Raw genomic sequence first — 15,555 nt, forward strand, 5'->3', positions numbered from 1 at the left:
CGATGCTGAGGGGATGCGCATAGCAGCGCCAATGGTTCGCTACGGCTGCTTCCCCTTCGTATTGTGTTTGGCGGCGTGCAATCCTCCCGCTTCGGAGGATTACGCAAGTCGGCCCAGCGTAGTCGAAGAGCGTACCGCGCCAGCGGAACCGATAGATTCGCCCGATACCGAAGGCGCAGCCTGGGCGATGAGCGCAACCAGCGGGCGATTGCTTTATGGCAAGCCCGGTCATGCGCCGCTGCTGTCGCTGGCGTGCGAAGATGGCACGCTGGTCTATACCCGCTACGTCGCTGCCGACCCGAATGCGAAAGCGGTGCTTGCCTTGATCGGCAATGGCCATGTCGAGCGGCTCTGGATCGATGCCGAAGAGGACGAGCAGCGCTGGCTCTGGCGCGGCAGGCTGGCCGCCGACGATCCGCGCCTCGAAGTGCTGACTGGTCCCCGGCGCGTGGAAGCTACCGTACCGGGAGCGGGATCGGTAACACTCAATGCAAGCCGCGCCCCGGGCGAATTCATCACCTCCTGCGCCGCCGAGCTTACTCCGCCGCCAGTTCCGCCAGAAGATCCAGCGTAAGCACCTGCGGCAATTGCCGCGCTTCGCCGCCGGGTGGGTACCAGAGATAGAGCGGGACGCCTGCAGCGCCTTGCTCGGACAGGAAGGCTGCGATTTCCTCGTCGCGCCGCGTCCAGTCTCCTCGCAGCGCAATAACGCCTGCCTTCTCGAAGGCCTCGCGGGTTTCCTCGCGTTCGATCGCCACGCTCTCATTGACCTTGCAGGTCACGCACCAGTCGGCGGTGAACCACACGAACACCGGCTGACCGCTGGCCCGTGCTTCGGCCAGTTCGCGCTCGGAGAACGGCAGAGGGTTCAGCAGGCTTTCGCTTTCGGAGCGCGCAGCCACGGATGGATCGGGTAGCAGCGCAAGTCCCGCAATGGAAAGAACCACCGTTCCTGCCATCACCGCCCGCCAGTGCGAACCCGCGTCGCGCTGCATCCGGCCGGCGAGATAAAGCAGGACCAGCAGGAGAGCCACGAACACCCCCGCGATGAGCAGGTATTGAGCACCCCCGATACGCCAGACCAGCCACGCCAACGCCAGCGCCGTCAACCCCATCGGCAGCGCCATCCAGCGCCGGAACCGTTCCATCCACGGGCCGGGCTTTGGCAGACGGCGGCGGAACGCAGGAATGAACCCGACAAGCAGGAACGGCAGCGCAAGGCCGATACCGAGCATGGTGAAGATCAGCATACCCTCGGTGGGCGGCAGGACTATTGCCGCGCCCAGCGCGAGAGCCATGAACGGCCCCGTACAGGGAGTGGCAACGAAAGCGGCGAGAAGGCCCGTTGCAAAGGATCCCCCGGGCGAGGCTGCGCGGCCGGAAAGCGCCATTCCCGGCACCTCGAACAGGTTGAGGAAATTGGCCGTGATCGCGACTGCGAGAAGCAGGAGACCCACCACCACGCGGGGCTCCTGAAGCTGGAAGGCCCAGCCCACCTGCTCGCCGGCAGAACGCAGGATCAGCACCAGCGCGCCCAGCGCGGCACAGGCCAGCACGACCCCAGTCGTATAGGCCAGCGCATCGCGCCGAGCCGACAGTTCGTCTCCGCCCGCCTTCGCGAGCGACAGCGCCTTGAGGCTAAGGATAGGAAAGACGCAGGGCATGATGTTCAGCAGGACCCCACCTGCCAGCGAAGCCAGCAACAGCACCCACAGGTCGGGCATCTCGACCGGGCCGCTCAGCGGCTCAGCCCCTTCCAGAGGGACATCGCGGGGCTCGGCGGTAAAGCGGACGCCCTGCCCCTCGCCGAACGACAGGATGCTGGAAATGCTTGCGGGCCGGGTACCGGTCTCCACCCCCGCAAGCTGCTTCAGGGGAATCTCCACCACCAGCAGATCGCCTTCGCGAATGAAGGTCTGCATCGCGGCATAATCGGGTGCTAGGCCGCCCCCGAGTTCGGCCGTCTCCACGAAAAGATGAAGATCGCCGAGTTCGAGATCCGCCGGCAGCGGGAGGCCGATGCGCAAAGTTTTCTGCGTGATTTCATAACCGGCTATGCTGTCGAGTTGCGGCGCGATGGCCGCCTGCCAGCTCTTGAAATCGCCGCCTTCGCGCACTGTCAGCCGTGCATCCTGCGGAACGCATATCTTGTCCGTACAGGCAAGATAGGAAACGAAACCGGTGACTGGAGCGAAATTGCCAACCGCCGCACTTCCCGGAACCTCGACCGGCACAAGAACCGCATATTCGCCCTCGTAAATATGGTTCATCAGTCCGGCGATCACCAGCGTCTGCGGAACAGGATAGAGCGGTTCGCCCGCCTCCCAGCCTTCGGGCAGGTCGAGGTCGAGCGCCATGCCCTGCCCGGCATCACCCGGATTGGACCAGTATCCGTGCCATTCCTCGCTCCTGGGCGTGAACTGCAGCGCGAGCATCCACGTCTCGCCCGGTACCGGTGGACCATCGCTGCGCAGTTCGACGGCGATATTCTCGTCACCGAAACGCGCATCCTGCGCTTGCAGCATTGCCGGCAGAAGGCAGAACAGCGCCGCCACTACAAGCGCCAGCGCGCCGCGCACCGCGTCCATTCTGCTTGCTTCGATCACGCCCTGCGCATTAGGGACTGCCTCCATGACTGACAAGCGCGACCTGCTTATCCTCGGCGGCGGCCTCGTCGGCACCACGCTGGCACTTGCCGCGGCGAAGAAGGGGCTTTCGAGCCACCTCGTCGACCGGGCAGACCCTGCCGATCTGACTGCGGAGAGTTTCGATGGCCGCGCTTCGGCGATTTCCACCGCAAGTTGGCGGCTGTTTCGCAATATCGGCCTTGCCTCGACTCTCGAGCCGCATGGCTGCGAGATCGAGGCCATCGCCGTCGTCGACCAGATGAAACCTGGCCGGATCGATTTCCGTCCCGAGCCGCATGAAGGCACGCTGGGCCGTATGTTCGCCAACCGGCAATTGCGCATCGCGCTGTTCGAGGCAGCCAAGGCCGAGCCGCTGATTTCCATGCATGCGCCAGTCGAAGTGGCGAGCCGCCACCGCGATGCCTTTTCGGTCAGCGCGACGCTGGCCGATGGCACGGTCCTCGAAGCCGATCTCCTCGTCGGTGCGGAGGGGCGCGGATCGCCCACCCGTGAAGAAGCCGAACTCAAAATGGCGAGCTGGGATTATTCGCACCGCGCCATCATCACCGGGCTGAACCATTCGAAGCCGCACGAGGGCGTCGCATGGGAGATTTTCTACGAGGACGGCCCCTTCGCCCTCCTCCCGATGCTCAACGGGCCCGGCGGAGAACACCGTAGCGCGCTGGTCTGGACGGTGGACGAGAAGGATGCTGCAGGCGTCCTCAAGATGGGGGACCGTGCCTTCCTAGCCGAGGTAGAGAAGCGCATGGGCAATATCCTCGGCACGCTCGAACTCAACAGCGGGCGATCCTCCTATCCGCTCAGCTTCCAGCACACCGCACGCATTGTTGGCGAGCGCATGGCGCTGGTAGGCGATAGCGCACATGGTATGCATCCGATTGCCGGTCAGGGTCTCAACCTCGGTCTGCGCGATGTCGGTGCGCTGGTGGAGGTGTTGGAAGAGGCACGCCGGCTCGGGCTCGATCTGGGAGATGCTCAGGTTCTCGAACGCTACGAAAAATGGCGTGCGCTCGATTCGATCATGGTCATGGGCGCCACGGATACTCTCACCCGTCTGTTCGGAGTTCCCGGAAAGACAGCCAGCGCCATCCGCCGTCTGGGAATGGCCGGAGTGCAGCGCTCGGGCTGGCTCAAGCGTTTCTTCATGGACGAGGCGCGCGGCGTTTCGGGCGACGTGCCCGAATTGATGAAATCCTGAGCTGAGCTCCCGCCGGATCTATTCGTCGGCGGGACTAGGCTGCGAAATCCTATTGCCCGCCCCGTCGCGCAGGCGGCGCGGTTCAAGCACGGCGGCGGTTTCGATCAGGTCGAGCGCACGCTGGGTCGCGGCAAAGCGTTCGGCATCGCGCAGCCAGCCCTGAGCATTCGCCGCGCCGGGCATGTTGCGCACTTCGGCCACGGCACTGTCGACCCGGCCGCTGAGAAGGAACAGCCGGGCCCGCTCGATACGCATTTCGGGCTGAGGCGAGGGAGCGCTTTCGCGGCGGATGGTGAAGAGCGCGCCCAGCTCCTCACGAAATCGTTCGAGCCCGCCACGATCGTCGCCCGATTGTAGCTGGGGCGAAAGCCCGTCGAGCCGCGCGATCAGCTGATCCAGCGTAACGGGATCGCGGGAAAAGGTCAGGATGGTGTTGACCGCATTGGGCAAGGCATCGCCGAAGCGGAGCCGCAACTGGTCGGAAAGATAGCCTAGTTCCGCACCCTTCTCGATGGCGCGGCGTATCGCGAAGGCGATCAGGAGCCCTTCGGCGCGCGCCGCATTGCCTGCCGCTGCCTGCGCCTGTAGGTCGAGGCGTGAAAGGCGCTGTTCGGCGGCGGCCAGACGCTGGTCGATCCCGCCCTGCGTTTCGGCCATCTGTTCGACGTCCTGCGCGGAAGAGGTTTCTGTGGCGCGCGGGGTCGGTTGCGGGCTGCTCTCTTCGGCAGCCTCAGTAGCAACCGCCATTTGCGGCGTATCGGCGGCGCTTTCGTCCGCGGCCGAATTGCTCCGCCAGCTTATATAGCCGACCAGCCCCGCGCCGAGCGCGAAAGATCCGACCACGGCCAGCAACATGGGCCGCATGCTGGTGCGCCTGACCCGATTGCTCGAAAACTCGTCCATTCCACTCCAATCCGCGACCCGCGCGCCGCTACCCCGGCGCCGCGTCATTCCCGGGTTTCAGCCTTGGCACAAAGCCTTCGCTAAGGCCAGTAGCTCGGCATCGACCGGTTGTCCGGCCGTATGAACGGATTCCCAGCCCTTTCCTGCGATGCCCGCGATACGCGGGCCAAGCGCGGCGATTGTGATGGTTTTACGGTCGATACCCAACCGTTCGCATTCCTCATGCAAGCGCCGCGCCGCCTCGCCCGAATGCAGCAACACTACCCCACCCTCTTCGCGCAGGAGCTTACTCACCGAAGGTGACATTTCCAGTGGCGTGGTACGATAGACGACGCAAGTTTCGATAGAGATACCGTCAGGCGGCGTCAGCGAGACCATCTTTTCTCCCGCCAGCCGCAGGAAGGCAAGATCGCGACCCGCGACGTCGTCGAGCAGGTTCTGCAATCCGCCCTTGCCCGTCAGCGTGACCATGAAGCCCTTTTCTCGCGCGCCTTCGGCAGTGGCTTCGCCTACCGCGTAGACTGGCAATCCTTCCAGCTTTTCCAGCTCGAAGCCGCCGTGGCGGAAGACATTGGAGCTGCCCACCAGCAATGCGTCGAAATCATCGCGCGGCGGCGCGGACCATTCCACCGGCCTCACCTCGAACAGCGAGCACCCCATTGCCTCCAGCCCGGAAGCTTTTGCCGTTTCGAGTGTCACGCGAAGGCCTGGCTCTGGACGGAAGACGAAGAGGTTACGCATCAACCGGCAATACCGAAATGCGCAGCTACATGTTCCGGCGCTTCGGCAAGTAAATCCCGGGCCAGATTGCGCGGCGCGTCGAAGTCGGCTGGTTCGAAGAGAGTCTCGCCAGCGATCCGTATGGAACCGTCGGGACTGAAAATAGCCGCGGTCAGGTGCAGCCGCTGCCCTTCGCGGCGGGTCAGAGCGGCGATCGGACTGTGGCATGATCCGCCCAGCCCTTCGAGCAGGGCGCGCTCTGCCAGCACTTCCTCGCGGCTTGGTGCGTGGTCTATTGCCCGGAGCAATTCTCTCGTTTCCTCGTCCCCGGCGCGGCATTCCAGGCCAATTGCCGCCTGCGCAGGCGCCGGAAGCCATTCTTTTGGATCGAGGCGGGTTCCCACCGCATCTTCGCCCAGTCGGGCGAGTCCGGCGGCGGCAAGGAAAGTCGCGTCCGCTTCGCCCGCCTGCAATTTCGCCATGCGCGTCGCCACATTGCCACGGATGCCAACTACTTCGAGATCCGGCCTTGCATTGAGCAATTGCGCGGCGCGGCGCGGCGCGCTGGTACCGACACGCGAACCCTGAGGGATCGCATCGAGCGACCTTGCACCCAGCAGCACGTCAGCCTTGTCCGCCCGCGGGAGGATAGCGCCAATGGCGATCTCTTCCGGTCGGATGGTCTCGACATCCTTCATCGAATGGACTGCCGCATCGATCCTGCCGTCGGCGAGACAGATATCGAGTTCGCGGGTCCATAGCGCCTTGCCGCCGATATCGGCCAGCGGACGGTCCTGGATCTTGTCCCCGCTCGCAATAACGGGGACGAGTTCTACCTGTGCTTCGTCCCAGCCGAGTGCCGCGCACAATCGCGCGCGTGCCTCGTGCGCCTGCGCCATGGCAAGCGGAGATCGGCGGGTTCCAAGGCGGAGAGACGGCTTTGCTGGCATGGTGCGCGCTTGCCCTAGCGACCGATACCGTTAAGGGAAAGCGGACAATGGTTTTGGTTCTTGGCATAGAAAGCTCGTGCGACGAAACGGCGGCCGCACTCGTCGATGGCAATCGGCGGATCGTGGCGCAGCGTATCGCCTCGCAGGATGCGGAGCACGCGCCCTTCGGCGGCGTCGTGCCGGAAATCGCCGCGCGCGCGCATGCCGAACGGCTGGCTCCGATGATCGAGGCGGTCCTCAAGGATGCCGACGTTTCCCTTACCGATCTGGACGCGATTGCAGCCACCGCCGGTCCGGGCCTGATCGGCGGCGTCATGGTCGGTCTCGTGAGCGCCAAGGCCCTCGCCATGGCCAGCGACGTGCCCCTGATCGCAGTGAATCATCTGGAGGGGCACGCGCTCAGCCCGCGGCTGGCCGACGAGACGCTCGAATTTCCCTATGCCCTGCTGCTGGTCTCGGGTGGGCACTGCCAGATACTGCGCGTCGATGGCGTGGGAGAATATCGCCGCCTCGCGACCACGATCGACGATGCGCTGGGCGAAGCCTTCGACAAGACCGCCAAGATCCTTGGCCTCGGCTTTCCCGGCGGTCCTGCTGTCGAGCGTATGGCGAAGGAAGGGGATTCGTCTGCCGTCCCGCTGCCGCGCCCGATGAAAGGGAGCGGCGAACCGCATTTCAGCTTCGCCGGTCTCAAGAGCGCCGTGTTACGCGCGCATGAAAGCGGAACATATCAATCCGCAGACATCGCGGCCAGTTTCCAGCAGGCGGCAATCGATTGCGTGGTGGACCGGTTAAGCATCGCGCTCGCAAAAATGCAGGACTGCCGGACGCTGGTGGTCGCCGGCGGTGTCGCCGCGAATGCATCGGTGCGCAGCGCGCTGGTAGAACTGGCGGCGTCTCATGGCATGCGCTTCACTGCTCCTCCCCCGAAATTGTGCACCGACAATGCGGCAATGATCGCCTGGGCGGGCATCGAGCGACTGGCGCTGAAGGATTTCGCCCCCGATCCGCTCGACATCTCGGCCCGCCCTCGCTGGCCGCTCGACCCTGGTGCCGAACCCGTTCGCGGCGCCGGAGTGAAGGCATGAAGGTCGGCGTTCTCGGAGCCGGAGCCTGGGGCACCGCGCTTGCGCAGATGGTGGCGAGCGATGGGAGCGAGGTACTGCTCTGGGCGCGCGAGGCGCAGCTGGCGGAGGAAATCAACACGCAGCGGCGCAATTCCGCCTATTTGCCCGACGCCAAGCTGGCCGTCTCCATCCGCGCGACAGACGACCTCGGCGAAATGGCGCAGCTCGATGCCATGCTGGTGGTCACGCCGGCGCAGCATATGGGCGGCGTCCTCGAAGCCATGCCCGCATTCCCGCGCGACCTCATCCTGTGCTCCAAGGGTATCGAGGCGGGAACCGGCCGCCTGATGAACCATGTCGCGCGAGATAACGCCCCGGAAAGCGACATCTCGGTCCTTTCCGGCCCGACCTTTGCGCATGAGGTGGCCGCAGGACTACCCGCCGCAGTGACCCTCGCCTGCAGCGGCGGCGAGGAGCAGTGGGATCGGATCGCACCGCATATCGCCCGTCCCGCTTTCCGTCCCTATTATTCGGATGACGTGACCGGTGCCGAGATCGGCGGTGCAGTCAAGAACGTGCTCGCCATCGCCTGCGGGGTGGTGGACGGTTTGCAGCTTGGCCAGAATGCCCGCGCCGCGCTGATCGCCCGCGGCTATGCCGAGATGTTGCGTTTCGGCGAGGCGCTGGGCGCGCGGGCCGAGACGCTGACCGGCCTGTGCGGATTGGGCGACCTCGTTCTCACCTGCTCATCCACTTCCAGCCGCAATTTCTCGCTCGGCAAGGCACTAGGCGAAGGCCAGAGCGCAGAAGCTCTCATGGCCGACCGCAGGACGGTGGCCGAAGGCGCGCATACTGCGCCCGTCCTCGTCGAACTGGCGGCGCGGCACGGCATCGCCATGCCGATCGTCGCCGCGGTCTATGACCTGCTCAAGGGCGACGATCCGAGTCAGGTCGTCAAAGGTATTCTCGCCCGTCCGCTCAAGGCCGAGCAGGAAAGCGCCGGATGAATTCCGCGACCAGCGATGATGATCTTTCCGCCATCGCCAAAGGCGGAAAGCAGAACGTACTCGGCTTCCTGCTGAGGCTGTTGGCGCGCATCCCCTTCCTGTTCATCGCCGGACGCCTCTACGGTGTAAGCGAGGTGGGCCGGTTCGCCTCGGCCCTCGTGCTGGTCGAACTGGTCGCGTTGCTTTGTTCGATGGGTGAAAAGCGTGGCCTCGCGCAGCGCCTGTCCGACGGTGAAGAACATCACCCGGCGAATCTGGTGTATGACGGAATGCTGCTGGCGCTGATATTTTCGTCAATCGCGGCAGTATTCTTCTGGCTGGTACCCGCCCCGCTCTTCCCCGCCGGCCAATATAGCGAACTCGACCGGCTGATCGTGCTTGCAATCCCGGCATATGCGCTGACCGAGATCGTGCTCGCCGCACAGGCCTATAAATACGATATCGCCACCACGGTGCGCGCCCGCGCGGTCGTCGAACCGTGGACCATATCGATCATGGCGGGCGCTTTCTTCTTCATTCCCGGCATTGCGGAATCCGGCCTCACAATGGCCTATCTCGTATCGATCTATGCGGGTCTCGCTGTAGGCCTGTGGGCCTTTTTCCGCAGTTACGGACGCCCTGCCGGATGGCGTCCGAGCCCGCGATACATTGGCGGCATCACCCTGCGCGCACTGCCGCTCGCCACTGCCGACGCCATCGAATGGGGGACCCGCCGCGTCGACATCTTCATCCTCGGCTTCTTTGCCGCGCCTTCGGCCGTGGGCGTCTATTACATGGCGCAGCAGCTCGCCAGTCTGCCGCAAAAGCTGAAGACCAGTTTCGAGCCGATCCTGGGTCCGGTCATTACCAAGAACCTCAAGACGGAGAATTATGCCGCCATCGCCAAACAGGTCTGCCAGGTGGGGTTCTGGATCATCGCCGCCCAAGCAGGCATCGCGCTGGCCCTGGGCCTGCCGGGTGAAGCCATCATGGGTCTGTTCGGACCCGAATATGTTGGTGGTACCGGGGCCCTCGCCTTCCTGCTGGCCGCGGAAGTGGTCGCCGCCACCGCCGTCGTTTCCGAGGCGGTGCTGATCTATGTCGCACGCGTTCGAAACCTGTGGATTTCCATCAGCACGATCGCCTTTCAGGCGATTCTGACTATCGTCCTCATACAGGCTGTGGTCGCCAATGACCTTGGCGAGCCATTCAAGGCGGCGGCAGCGGCCGTTTCACTCATGATCGCACTTGGAGTGGCCAGCCTCGTGAAGGCAGTGCTGCTTACGAAGATCTTGGGTCACGGCATCAACAATTGGCGCTGGGCATTGGTCTATGCCGTTGCCCCAGCGGTGCTCGTCGGCTGGCTCGCGACCCATCTGCCCGAATGGGCGGAGCTCGCTTTCGGAATTCCGCTGATCCTGGCGACTTACGGTTTCGTGATCTGGAAGCGCGGGTTCGGACCCGAAGACCGGGTTCTGTTCGCCAGGAACAAGGATAAGGCGGCAACGATCGCAGTTTCCGAATAAGCCCCTGTCGGGCAGGCACAAGCACCTTGGCAGCGGCAGCCCGCCGAGGCTAAGGACCCCATGATGTTCCAGCGCGCGCTTATCCTCCTTGGTGCTCTCGTAGTCGTCGCGATAGGCTTCGTGACGAGTTGGTCGGGACGGGCCGAGCATATGGCGGAGCGTTTGTCCGAAAACGCCCGTGAAGCCCTTGCCACCGAAGATCTGGATATGGTGCAGGCGAGCTTTACCAATCGCTATGGCTCGCCCTCGCGCCATCCGTTGCTATCGGGTGGGGAAAATCTGGACGATGAAAGCCGCACGCGTGCAGCCCAGCTTGTCCGTTCCCTGCCCGGCGTAGGCGGAGTGAGTTGGGAGGATGGAATCGTGAATGCGAATGCCGGCGAACCGTCCTTCGAGCCGCTTCATTGCCAGGAAGACGTCGATGGCCTGCTACGCACCCGCACCATCCGTTTCGAAGAAGGGAGCGCCGCATTGCTACCTGCCAGCCGCATGCTGCTGGACGAAGTTGCCCGGGCACTCGAACCCTGTGTAGGTGCCATCATCGCAATTACCGGCCATACCGACAAATCGGGTAGCGAAACCGCAAACGTCGCGCTCAGCATGGACCGGGCACGCGTCGTTCGCGAGGCCCTGGTACGCCGGGGCATTCCTCGCTCCGGCCTGCGCGCCCGCGGCATGGGATCGAGCAAACCGGCGGAGCGCCTGACGGCCGAAGACCCCGCCAATCGCCGCATCGAATTTTCGGTCATCCGCATGGAACCGCTGACGCCCACCCCTGTCGACACGCCGGGGCCGCGCTGATGCCTATCTGGTTCGAAGTCATCGTCCTGATGCTTGTCGCCTATACTCTGGGCCTTACTCTCGGATGGGTGGCCTGGGGGCGTGCTTCGTTGGGCGACAATGAGACAACGGAGGAAGAAAAGTGAGCGAACTACTCGCCGAAAACTGGATCCTGCTGGCAATCGCCCTGATCATCGGTCTTGTCGTTGCCTGGTACCTGTTCCGCAGCAATCGCCGCACCCGGGTGACAGGCACAAGAACGGATGTTCTCGACGAGGGCGCCGAACGTGCGCAGCGCAATTCCGCGCTGGTCGACAGCCCGCCCGCCGCGGCGCGCGAGCCGGAGCAAGTGGTCACGCCCGGGGCTGTGGGCGGCGCGGGTGCCGCAGTCTCTGCCGCCGCAGACGCTTCGCAGGCCAAGGGCGACGATCTCACCCGGATCAAGGGGGTCGGCCCCAAGCTGGCTGCATCTCTGCGGGATCTCGGCGTCACGAGCTTTTCGCAGATCGCCAGCTGGGACGAGGCGGAAATCGACCGTATCGATGCGCGGCTCGGCCGGTTCCAGGGCCGCATACGCCGTGACGACTGGACCGGGCAGGCACGCCTGCTGGCCGAGGGCGACACCGATGGTTTTGCGCGGAAGTACGGCCGCGCCTGAGTCAGGAACCTTCTCCCGTCCGGCCCATTGGTAATCATTGGGTCGATACGACCGAGGAGAGTCTGGATGGGACAGCCCCAGCCGATACGCGTGCTCGTCGCCGAAGATGAAATGATCATTGGCTACGACCTGTGCGACACTGTGTCCGAAGCAGGATATCTGGTCGAAGGCCCCTTCGACAACCTGTCGAGCGCGATGCTCGCCTTCCAGAAATCCAAACCCGACATCGCGATCCTCGACGTGCAGTTGGGGGACGGCATCGTCTACCCGCTCGCCGAACAGATGATGGCCGAGAATGTGAAAGTGATTTTCCATTCGGGCCAGCTGACCCCCAACGACGTCGCAATCCGTTTTCCCGATGTCGAAATGCTGTCCAAGCCCTGCCCTCCGGCCGAAGTCATCCACTCGGTCCGGCGCGCTGCCCGGCACCACTGATCGGCTATTCGGCGGGGCGCGGAACTTCGCGTCCAGCCACCTCGTCAAACAAGCTCAAGTCGGGCAAGGCAATTCGCATGGGACGTGATATGATGCCCCCGCGATGCCAAGGCTCGATAACTTCATTGCGCTCGATGGCGCAGACAAGCTCGCCTCCCTCGAGGCGTTCGGCCTGTTGCTATACGCCAAGTTCGCGATCGCCCGGGTACCTCCCACCCGCTGGCGTTCCCACTTTATGACAGTGGCTCCGGCAGAGAGCGGATCGCGCGACATCGCCACCATCCGCAGGGTCCGGCTTGCCATCCTGAGAGCGCTGTCACTCACGGTGGGCGCGGACAATTGCCTGCCGCAAGCCCTCGCCGCGCGCTGGATGCTGGAGCGCCGCGGAATTCCAGCGAACCTCTTCATCGGCACCCAGTGCGACGCTGAAGGGAAACCTCGCATACACGCCTGGCTGAAAGTGGGCGACGAATGGGTCACGGGACTGTGCGACGAGGCGCGGTACACGCTCATCGCATCAGGCGATGCGGAGACAGCCTGACAACCCCTTGCGCGCCGATGCGCTAACTGCCATCGGCAGGTGAAGTTCAAAGGAGACCCCATGGCCGGAATGGTGCCGTTCGACTGGCAGGACCCGTTCAATCTCGACGACCAGCTGACCGAGGAAGAGCGGATGATCCGCGACGCCGCGCATGGTTTTGCGCAAGGCGAACTCCAACCTCGTGTGATCGAGGGTTTTTCCAAGGAACTCGATGCCCCCGAACTCTTCCCGATGATGGGAGAGGCCGGCCTGCTCGGCGCGACCATCCCCGAAGAATATGGCGGCGCAGGCGCTGGCTATGTGGCCTACGGCCTGATCGCGCGCGAGATCGAGCGGGTGGACAGCGGCTATCGCTCGATGGCCAGCGTCCAGTCCAGCCTCGTGATGTATCCGATCCATGCCTATGGTTCGGAAGAGCAACGCAGGAAATATCTCCCCGGCCTCGCCAACGGCCAGCTGATCGGCTGCTTTGGATTGACCGAACCCGATGCGGGCAGCGACCCGGCGGGCATGAAGACGACCGCCAAGAAGGTCGACGGGGGCTATGTCCTCAACGGCTCCAAGACATGGATTTCCAATTCGCCCTTCGCCGATGTCTTCGTCGTCTGGGCGAAGAGCGAGGGGCATGGCGGCGGCATTCGCGGCTTCGTGCTGGAAAAGGGCATGAAAGGTCTTTCCGCTCCCAAGATCGAAGGCAAGATTTCGCTCCGCGCCTCCACCACCGGCATGATCGTGATGGACGAGGTCGAGGTGGGCGAAGACGCGCTGCTACCCGAGGTGCAGGGTCTCAAGGGCCCCTTCGGCTGCCTCAACCGCGCACGATACGGCATCAGCTGGGGCGCGATGGGCGCTGCCGAATTCTGCATGCACGCCGCGCGCCAATACGGGCTCGATCGCCAGCAATTCGGCGTACCGCTCGCCAGCAAGCAGCTCTACCAACTCAAGCTCGCCGACATGATGACCGAAATTTCGCTCGGCCTGCAGGCCTCCCTGCGCGTCGGCCGACTGATGGACGAAGGCAAGTTCGCGCCCGACATGATCTCCATCGTCAAGCGCAACAATGTCGGCAAGGCTCTCGATATCGCGCGCAAGTCCCGCGATATGCACGGCGGCAACGGGATTTCGGAAGAATACCAGGTCATCCGCCACATGGTGAACCTGGAGACGGTGAACACCTACGAAGGCACGCATGATGTCCACGCGCTGATCCTGGGGCGCGCCATCACGGGGATTGCAGCATTTTGATGAAGCTTCACGGATATTATCGCAGCTCCACCTCCTATCGCCTGCGCATCGCGCTGGAACTGAAGGGGATCGGTTACGAATATGTCCCCGTGAACCTGCTCATCTCCGAACAGAAGGGCGAGGCTTTCACCAGCCGAAACCCGTTCGGCTCGGTCCCCCTGCTCGAGGCGGACGGCAAGGACCGCGTGCAGTCGATGGCGCAGATCGAGTGGCTGGACGAAGCCTATCCGGACAAGCCCCTGCTGCCGAAAGATGTCGACGATCGCTACGTCGCGCGCGAACTGGCCTATGCCATCGCCACCGAACTGCACGCCCCGCTCAACCTGCCGGTGCTCAAATACCTCAAGGATCCGCTGGGCCATTCGCAGGACGAGATCGACACGTGGTATCGCCACTGGCTGGCGCGCACGCTCGATCCGGTCGAGGCGCGCCTGGCGCAGCTCGGCACGGGCGATTTCCTGTTCGACCGGCCCGGATTCTTCGAAGTCGTGCTGCTGCCGCAGGTCTACAACGCGCGCCGCTTCGCGTTCGATTTCGCTGACAAGCCGCATATCGAACGGATCGAAAAGGCCTGCCTTGCATTGCCAGAGTTCCAGCGCGCCCATCCGGACGCGCAGCCAGACAATCCAGAAAACCAATAAGAGAGGACACCCATGAAACTCGCCACGCTCAAGGACGGAACCCGCGACGGCAAGCTGGTCGTCGTCTCGAAAGACCTCACCCGCTACTGCGCCGCCGACAATATTGCGCCCACGCTGCAGCATGCACTCGACAATTGGGACCAGCTCGCCCCGAAGCTCGACGCGCTCTACCGCGATGTCGAACACCAGGCCTGCCCGACCGAGCGTTTTCACGAGCGCGAGGCGCATTCGCCGTTGCCCCGTGCCTATCAGTGGGCGGACGGTTCGGCCTACATCAATCACGTCGAACTGGTGCGCAAGGCGCGCGGTGCCGAGGTGCCGGAGAGCTTCTATCACGACCCGCTGATGTACCAGGGGGGCAGCGACAAGTTCCTCGCCCCGCGTGACGATATCCCGCTGAAGGACACCAAGTGGGGTTGCGACATGGAAGGCGAAATCGCGGTCATCACCGACGATGTGCCGATGGGCGTCTCGTCCGAACAGGCGGCGGATCACATCAAGCTGGTCATGCTGGTGAACGACGTGTCCTTGCGCGGCCTCATCCCGGGCGAACTGGCGAAGGGCTTCGGCTTCTTCCAGTCCAAGCCGGCCAGCGCTTTCAGCCCCGTTGCGGTCACGCCAGACGAACTGGGCGATGCATGGAAAGGCAGCGTCATCCACCTGCCGCTGATGGTCGATTACAATGGCGAGCCCTTCGGCCGCGCCAATGCGGGTGTCGATGCGACCTTCAGCCTCGCCGATCTCGTCGCCCATGCGGCGAAGACCCGCGATCTGGGCGCAGGCACGATTATCGGTTCGGGCACGGTATCCAACCAGGGGCCGGACGGCGATCCGGGCAAGCCGGTGGCCGAAGGAGGCCTCGGCTACAGCTGCATCGCGGAAATCCGCATGATCGAAACCATCGCCAGCGGCGAAGCCAAAACGCGTTTCATGCAGCCGGGCGATACCGTGCGGGTGGAGATGAAGGATGCAGACGGTCACTCGATCTTCGGCGCGATAGAGCAGAAGGTCGTGGAGGCCTGATCGCTAGGCGGGAGCGGCAAGCAGACATGCAAAAACATCCGGCGGCGAGCCCGGACCTAACGCCGTGGGAAGCACCTGCGCTCAAGCAGCCCGAGGGGCGGTAGCGCAGATAAAGAGCACCTGCGCTCAAGTAGCCCGAAGGGCGGTAGCGCAGATAAAACAGATCACGCGGCCGGGCGAACCTTGCGCGAGGCGAGGCGTAGCTCCCGAGAGCGAGAATGACGGGGACCTTTT

At 64.0% G+C, this 15,555-nt stretch carries 17 protein-coding genes; 13 read left to right on the top strand and 4 right to left on the bottom strand.

Features of this window, described 5'->3' with window-relative positions; all coding sequences use genetic code 11:
- Positions 1 to 31 precede the first annotated feature (31 nt).
- On the top strand, positions 32 to 574 hold the full coding sequence (locus K3180_RS06855; RefSeq protein ID WP_221539304.1) for a hypothetical protein: 543 nt from the start codon (positions 32 to 34) through the stop codon (positions 572 to 574).
- Here K3180_RS06855 and K3180_RS06860 read toward each other — a convergent pair.
- A complete protein-coding gene (locus tag K3180_RS06860) occupies positions 537 to 2,588 on the bottom strand; it encodes a protein-disulfide reductase DsbD family protein (RefSeq protein WP_221539358.1) in 2,052 nt (683 codons plus the stop codon). The genes K3180_RS06855 and K3180_RS06860 overlap by 38 nt on opposite strands.
- Positions 2,589 to 2,631: 43 nt before the next feature.
- On the opposite strand from K3180_RS06860, the gene K3180_RS06865 reads away from it, so the two are divergent.
- Positions 2,632 to 3,846, top strand: coding sequence for an FAD-dependent monooxygenase (locus K3180_RS06865; protein WP_221539305.1), 1,215 nt, complete (start codon positions 2,632 to 2,634; stop codon positions 3,844 to 3,846).
- An 18-nt stretch (positions 3,847 to 3,864) separates the two neighbouring features.
- Here K3180_RS06865 and K3180_RS06870 read toward each other — a convergent pair whose 3' ends face one another.
- From K3180_RS06870 to hemC, 3 genes are read right to left on the bottom strand one after another with little or no spacing between them, the layout of a single operon-like run.
- Positions 3,865 to 4,749, bottom strand: coding sequence for an MICOS complex subunit MIC60 (locus K3180_RS06870; RefSeq protein ID WP_221539307.1), 885 nt, complete (start codon positions 4,747 to 4,749; stop codon positions 3,865 to 3,867).
- A gap of 57 nt (positions 4,750 to 4,806) precedes the next feature.
- Positions 4,807 to 5,490, bottom strand: coding sequence for a uroporphyrinogen-III synthase (locus K3180_RS06875; protein WP_221539309.1), 684 nt, complete (start codon positions 5,488 to 5,490; stop codon positions 4,807 to 4,809).
- Positions 5,490 to 6,419, bottom strand: a complete 930-nt coding sequence (hemC, locus tag K3180_RS06880) for a hydroxymethylbilane synthase (RefSeq protein WP_221539311.1) — start codon at positions 6,417 to 6,419, stop codon at positions 5,490 to 5,492. Before hemC ends, K3180_RS06875 begins: the two co-directional genes overlap by 1 nt.
- Positions 6,420 to 6,466: 47 nt before the next feature.
- Here hemC and tsaD point away from each other — a divergent pair, with 47 nt between their 5' ends.
- From tsaD to K3180_RS06930, 11 genes are all read left to right on the top strand, one after another.
- A complete protein-coding gene (tsaD, locus tag K3180_RS06885) occupies positions 6,467 to 7,507 on the top strand; it encodes a tRNA (adenosine(37)-N6)-threonylcarbamoyltransferase complex transferase subunit TsaD (RefSeq protein WP_221539313.1) in 1,041 nt (346 codons plus the stop codon).
- Positions 7,504 to 8,493, top strand: coding sequence for an NAD(P)H-dependent glycerol-3-phosphate dehydrogenase (locus K3180_RS06890; protein WP_221539315.1), 990 nt, complete (start codon positions 7,504 to 7,506; stop codon positions 8,491 to 8,493). The genes tsaD and K3180_RS06890 overlap by 4 nt, the downstream gene beginning before the upstream one ends.
- Positions 8,490 to 9,998, top strand: coding sequence for a lipopolysaccharide biosynthesis protein (locus K3180_RS06895; protein ID WP_221539317.1), 1,509 nt, complete (start codon positions 8,490 to 8,492; stop codon positions 9,996 to 9,998). Before K3180_RS06890 ends, K3180_RS06895 begins: the two co-directional genes overlap by 4 nt.
- A 60-nt stretch (positions 9,999 to 10,058) precedes the next feature.
- The gene (locus tag K3180_RS06900; protein WP_221539319.1) at positions 10,059 to 10,799 is read left to right on the top strand and encodes an OmpA family protein; all 741 of its coding nucleotides are present in this window, start codon (positions 10,059 to 10,061) and stop codon (positions 10,797 to 10,799) included.
- Positions 10,799 to 10,924, top strand: coding sequence for a hypothetical protein (locus K3180_RS12965; RefSeq protein ID WP_282098540.1), 126 nt, complete (start codon positions 10,799 to 10,801; stop codon positions 10,922 to 10,924). Before K3180_RS06900 ends, K3180_RS12965 begins: the two co-directional genes overlap by 1 nt.
- On the top strand, positions 10,921 to 11,436 hold the full coding sequence (locus tag K3180_RS06905) for a helix-hairpin-helix domain-containing protein (protein ID WP_221539320.1): 516 nt from the start codon (positions 10,921 to 10,923) through the stop codon (positions 11,434 to 11,436). Before K3180_RS12965 ends, K3180_RS06905 begins: the two co-directional genes overlap by 4 nt.
- 66 nt (positions 11,437 to 11,502) lie before the next feature.
- Complete coding sequence (locus K3180_RS06910) at positions 11,503 to 11,871, top strand: response regulator (protein ID WP_247710371.1); 369 nt, start codon at positions 11,503 to 11,505, stop codon at positions 11,869 to 11,871.
- A gap of 103 nt (positions 11,872 to 11,974) precedes the next feature.
- The gene (locus K3180_RS06915) at positions 11,975 to 12,412 is read left to right on the top strand and encodes a lasso peptide biosynthesis B2 protein (RefSeq protein WP_221539323.1); all 438 of its coding nucleotides are present in this window, start codon (positions 11,975 to 11,977) and stop codon (positions 12,410 to 12,412) included.
- Between the two features lie 69 nt (positions 12,413 to 12,481).
- Positions 12,482 to 13,657: an acyl-CoA dehydrogenase gene (locus K3180_RS06920; protein WP_221539360.1), complete on the top strand. Its 1,176-nt coding sequence runs from the start codon at positions 12,482 to 12,484 to the stop codon at positions 13,655 to 13,657.
- The gene (gene maiA / locus K3180_RS06925) at positions 13,657 to 14,298 is read left to right on the top strand and encodes a maleylacetoacetate isomerase (protein ID WP_221539325.1); all 642 of its coding nucleotides are present in this window, start codon (positions 13,657 to 13,659) and stop codon (positions 14,296 to 14,298) included. The genes K3180_RS06920 and maiA overlap by 1 nt, the downstream gene beginning before the upstream one ends.
- A gap of 12 nt (positions 14,299 to 14,310) precedes the next feature.
- The gene (locus K3180_RS06930; protein WP_221539328.1) at positions 14,311 to 15,321 is read left to right on the top strand and encodes a fumarylacetoacetate hydrolase family protein; all 1,011 of its coding nucleotides are present in this window, start codon (positions 14,311 to 14,313) and stop codon (positions 15,319 to 15,321) included.
- The last annotated feature ends 234 nt before the right edge of the window (positions 15,322 to 15,555 follow it).

Source organism: Qipengyuania huizhouensis (genome assembly GCF_019711635.1).
Classification (GTDB): Bacteria; Pseudomonadota; Alphaproteobacteria; order Sphingomonadales; family Sphingomonadaceae; genus Qipengyuania; species Qipengyuania huizhouensis.

What these genes read in the sequence shown, in the direction of transcription:
- K3180_RS06855 (WP_221539304.1), top strand. Translation starts at nt 32, where the DNA reads ATGGTTCGCTACGGCTGCTTCCCCTTCGTATTGTGTTTGGCGGCGTGC.
- K3180_RS06860 (WP_221539358.1), bottom strand. Translation starts at nt 2,588, where the DNA reads ATGGACGCGGTGCGCGGCGCGCTGGCGCTTGTAGTGGCGGCGCTGTTC.
- K3180_RS06865 (WP_221539305.1), top strand. Translation starts at nt 2,632, where the DNA reads ATGACTGACAAGCGCGACCTGCTTATCCTCGGCGGCGGCCTCGTCGGC.
- K3180_RS06870 (WP_221539307.1), bottom strand. Translation starts at nt 4,749, where the DNA reads ATGGACGAGTTTTCGAGCAATCGGGTCAGGCGCACCAGCATGCGGCCC.
- K3180_RS06875 (WP_221539309.1), bottom strand. Translation starts at nt 5,490, where the DNA reads ATGCGTAACCTCTTCGTCTTCCGTCCAGAGCCAGGCCTTCGCGTGACA.
- hemC (WP_221539311.1), bottom strand. Translation starts at nt 6,419, where the DNA reads ATGCCAGCAAAGCCGTCTCTCCGCCTTGGAACCCGCCGATCTCCGCTT.
- tsaD (WP_221539313.1), top strand. Translation starts at nt 6,467, where the DNA reads ATGGTTTTGGTTCTTGGCATAGAAAGCTCGTGCGACGAAACGGCGGCC.
- K3180_RS06890 (WP_221539315.1), top strand. Translation starts at nt 7,504, where the DNA reads ATGAAGGTCGGCGTTCTCGGAGCCGGAGCCTGGGGCACCGCGCTTGCG.
- K3180_RS06895 (WP_221539317.1), top strand. Translation starts at nt 8,490, where the DNA reads ATGAATTCCGCGACCAGCGATGATGATCTTTCCGCCATCGCCAAAGGC.
- K3180_RS06900 (WP_221539319.1), top strand. Translation starts at nt 10,059, where the DNA reads ATGATGTTCCAGCGCGCGCTTATCCTCCTTGGTGCTCTCGTAGTCGTC.
- K3180_RS12965 (WP_282098540.1), top strand. Translation starts at nt 10,799, where the DNA reads ATGCCTATCTGGTTCGAAGTCATCGTCCTGATGCTTGTCGCCTATACT.
- K3180_RS06910 (WP_247710371.1), top strand. Translation starts at nt 11,503, where the DNA reads ATGGGACAGCCCCAGCCGATACGCGTGCTCGTCGCCGAAGATGAAATG.
- K3180_RS06915 (WP_221539323.1), top strand. Translation starts at nt 11,975, where the DNA reads ATGCCAAGGCTCGATAACTTCATTGCGCTCGATGGCGCAGACAAGCTC.
- K3180_RS06920 (WP_221539360.1), top strand. Translation starts at nt 12,482, where the DNA reads ATGGTGCCGTTCGACTGGCAGGACCCGTTCAATCTCGACGACCAGCTG.
- maiA (WP_221539325.1), top strand. Translation starts at nt 13,657, where the DNA reads ATGAAGCTTCACGGATATTATCGCAGCTCCACCTCCTATCGCCTGCGC.
- K3180_RS06930 (WP_221539328.1), top strand. Translation starts at nt 14,311, where the DNA reads ATGAAACTCGCCACGCTCAAGGACGGAACCCGCGACGGCAAGCTGGTC.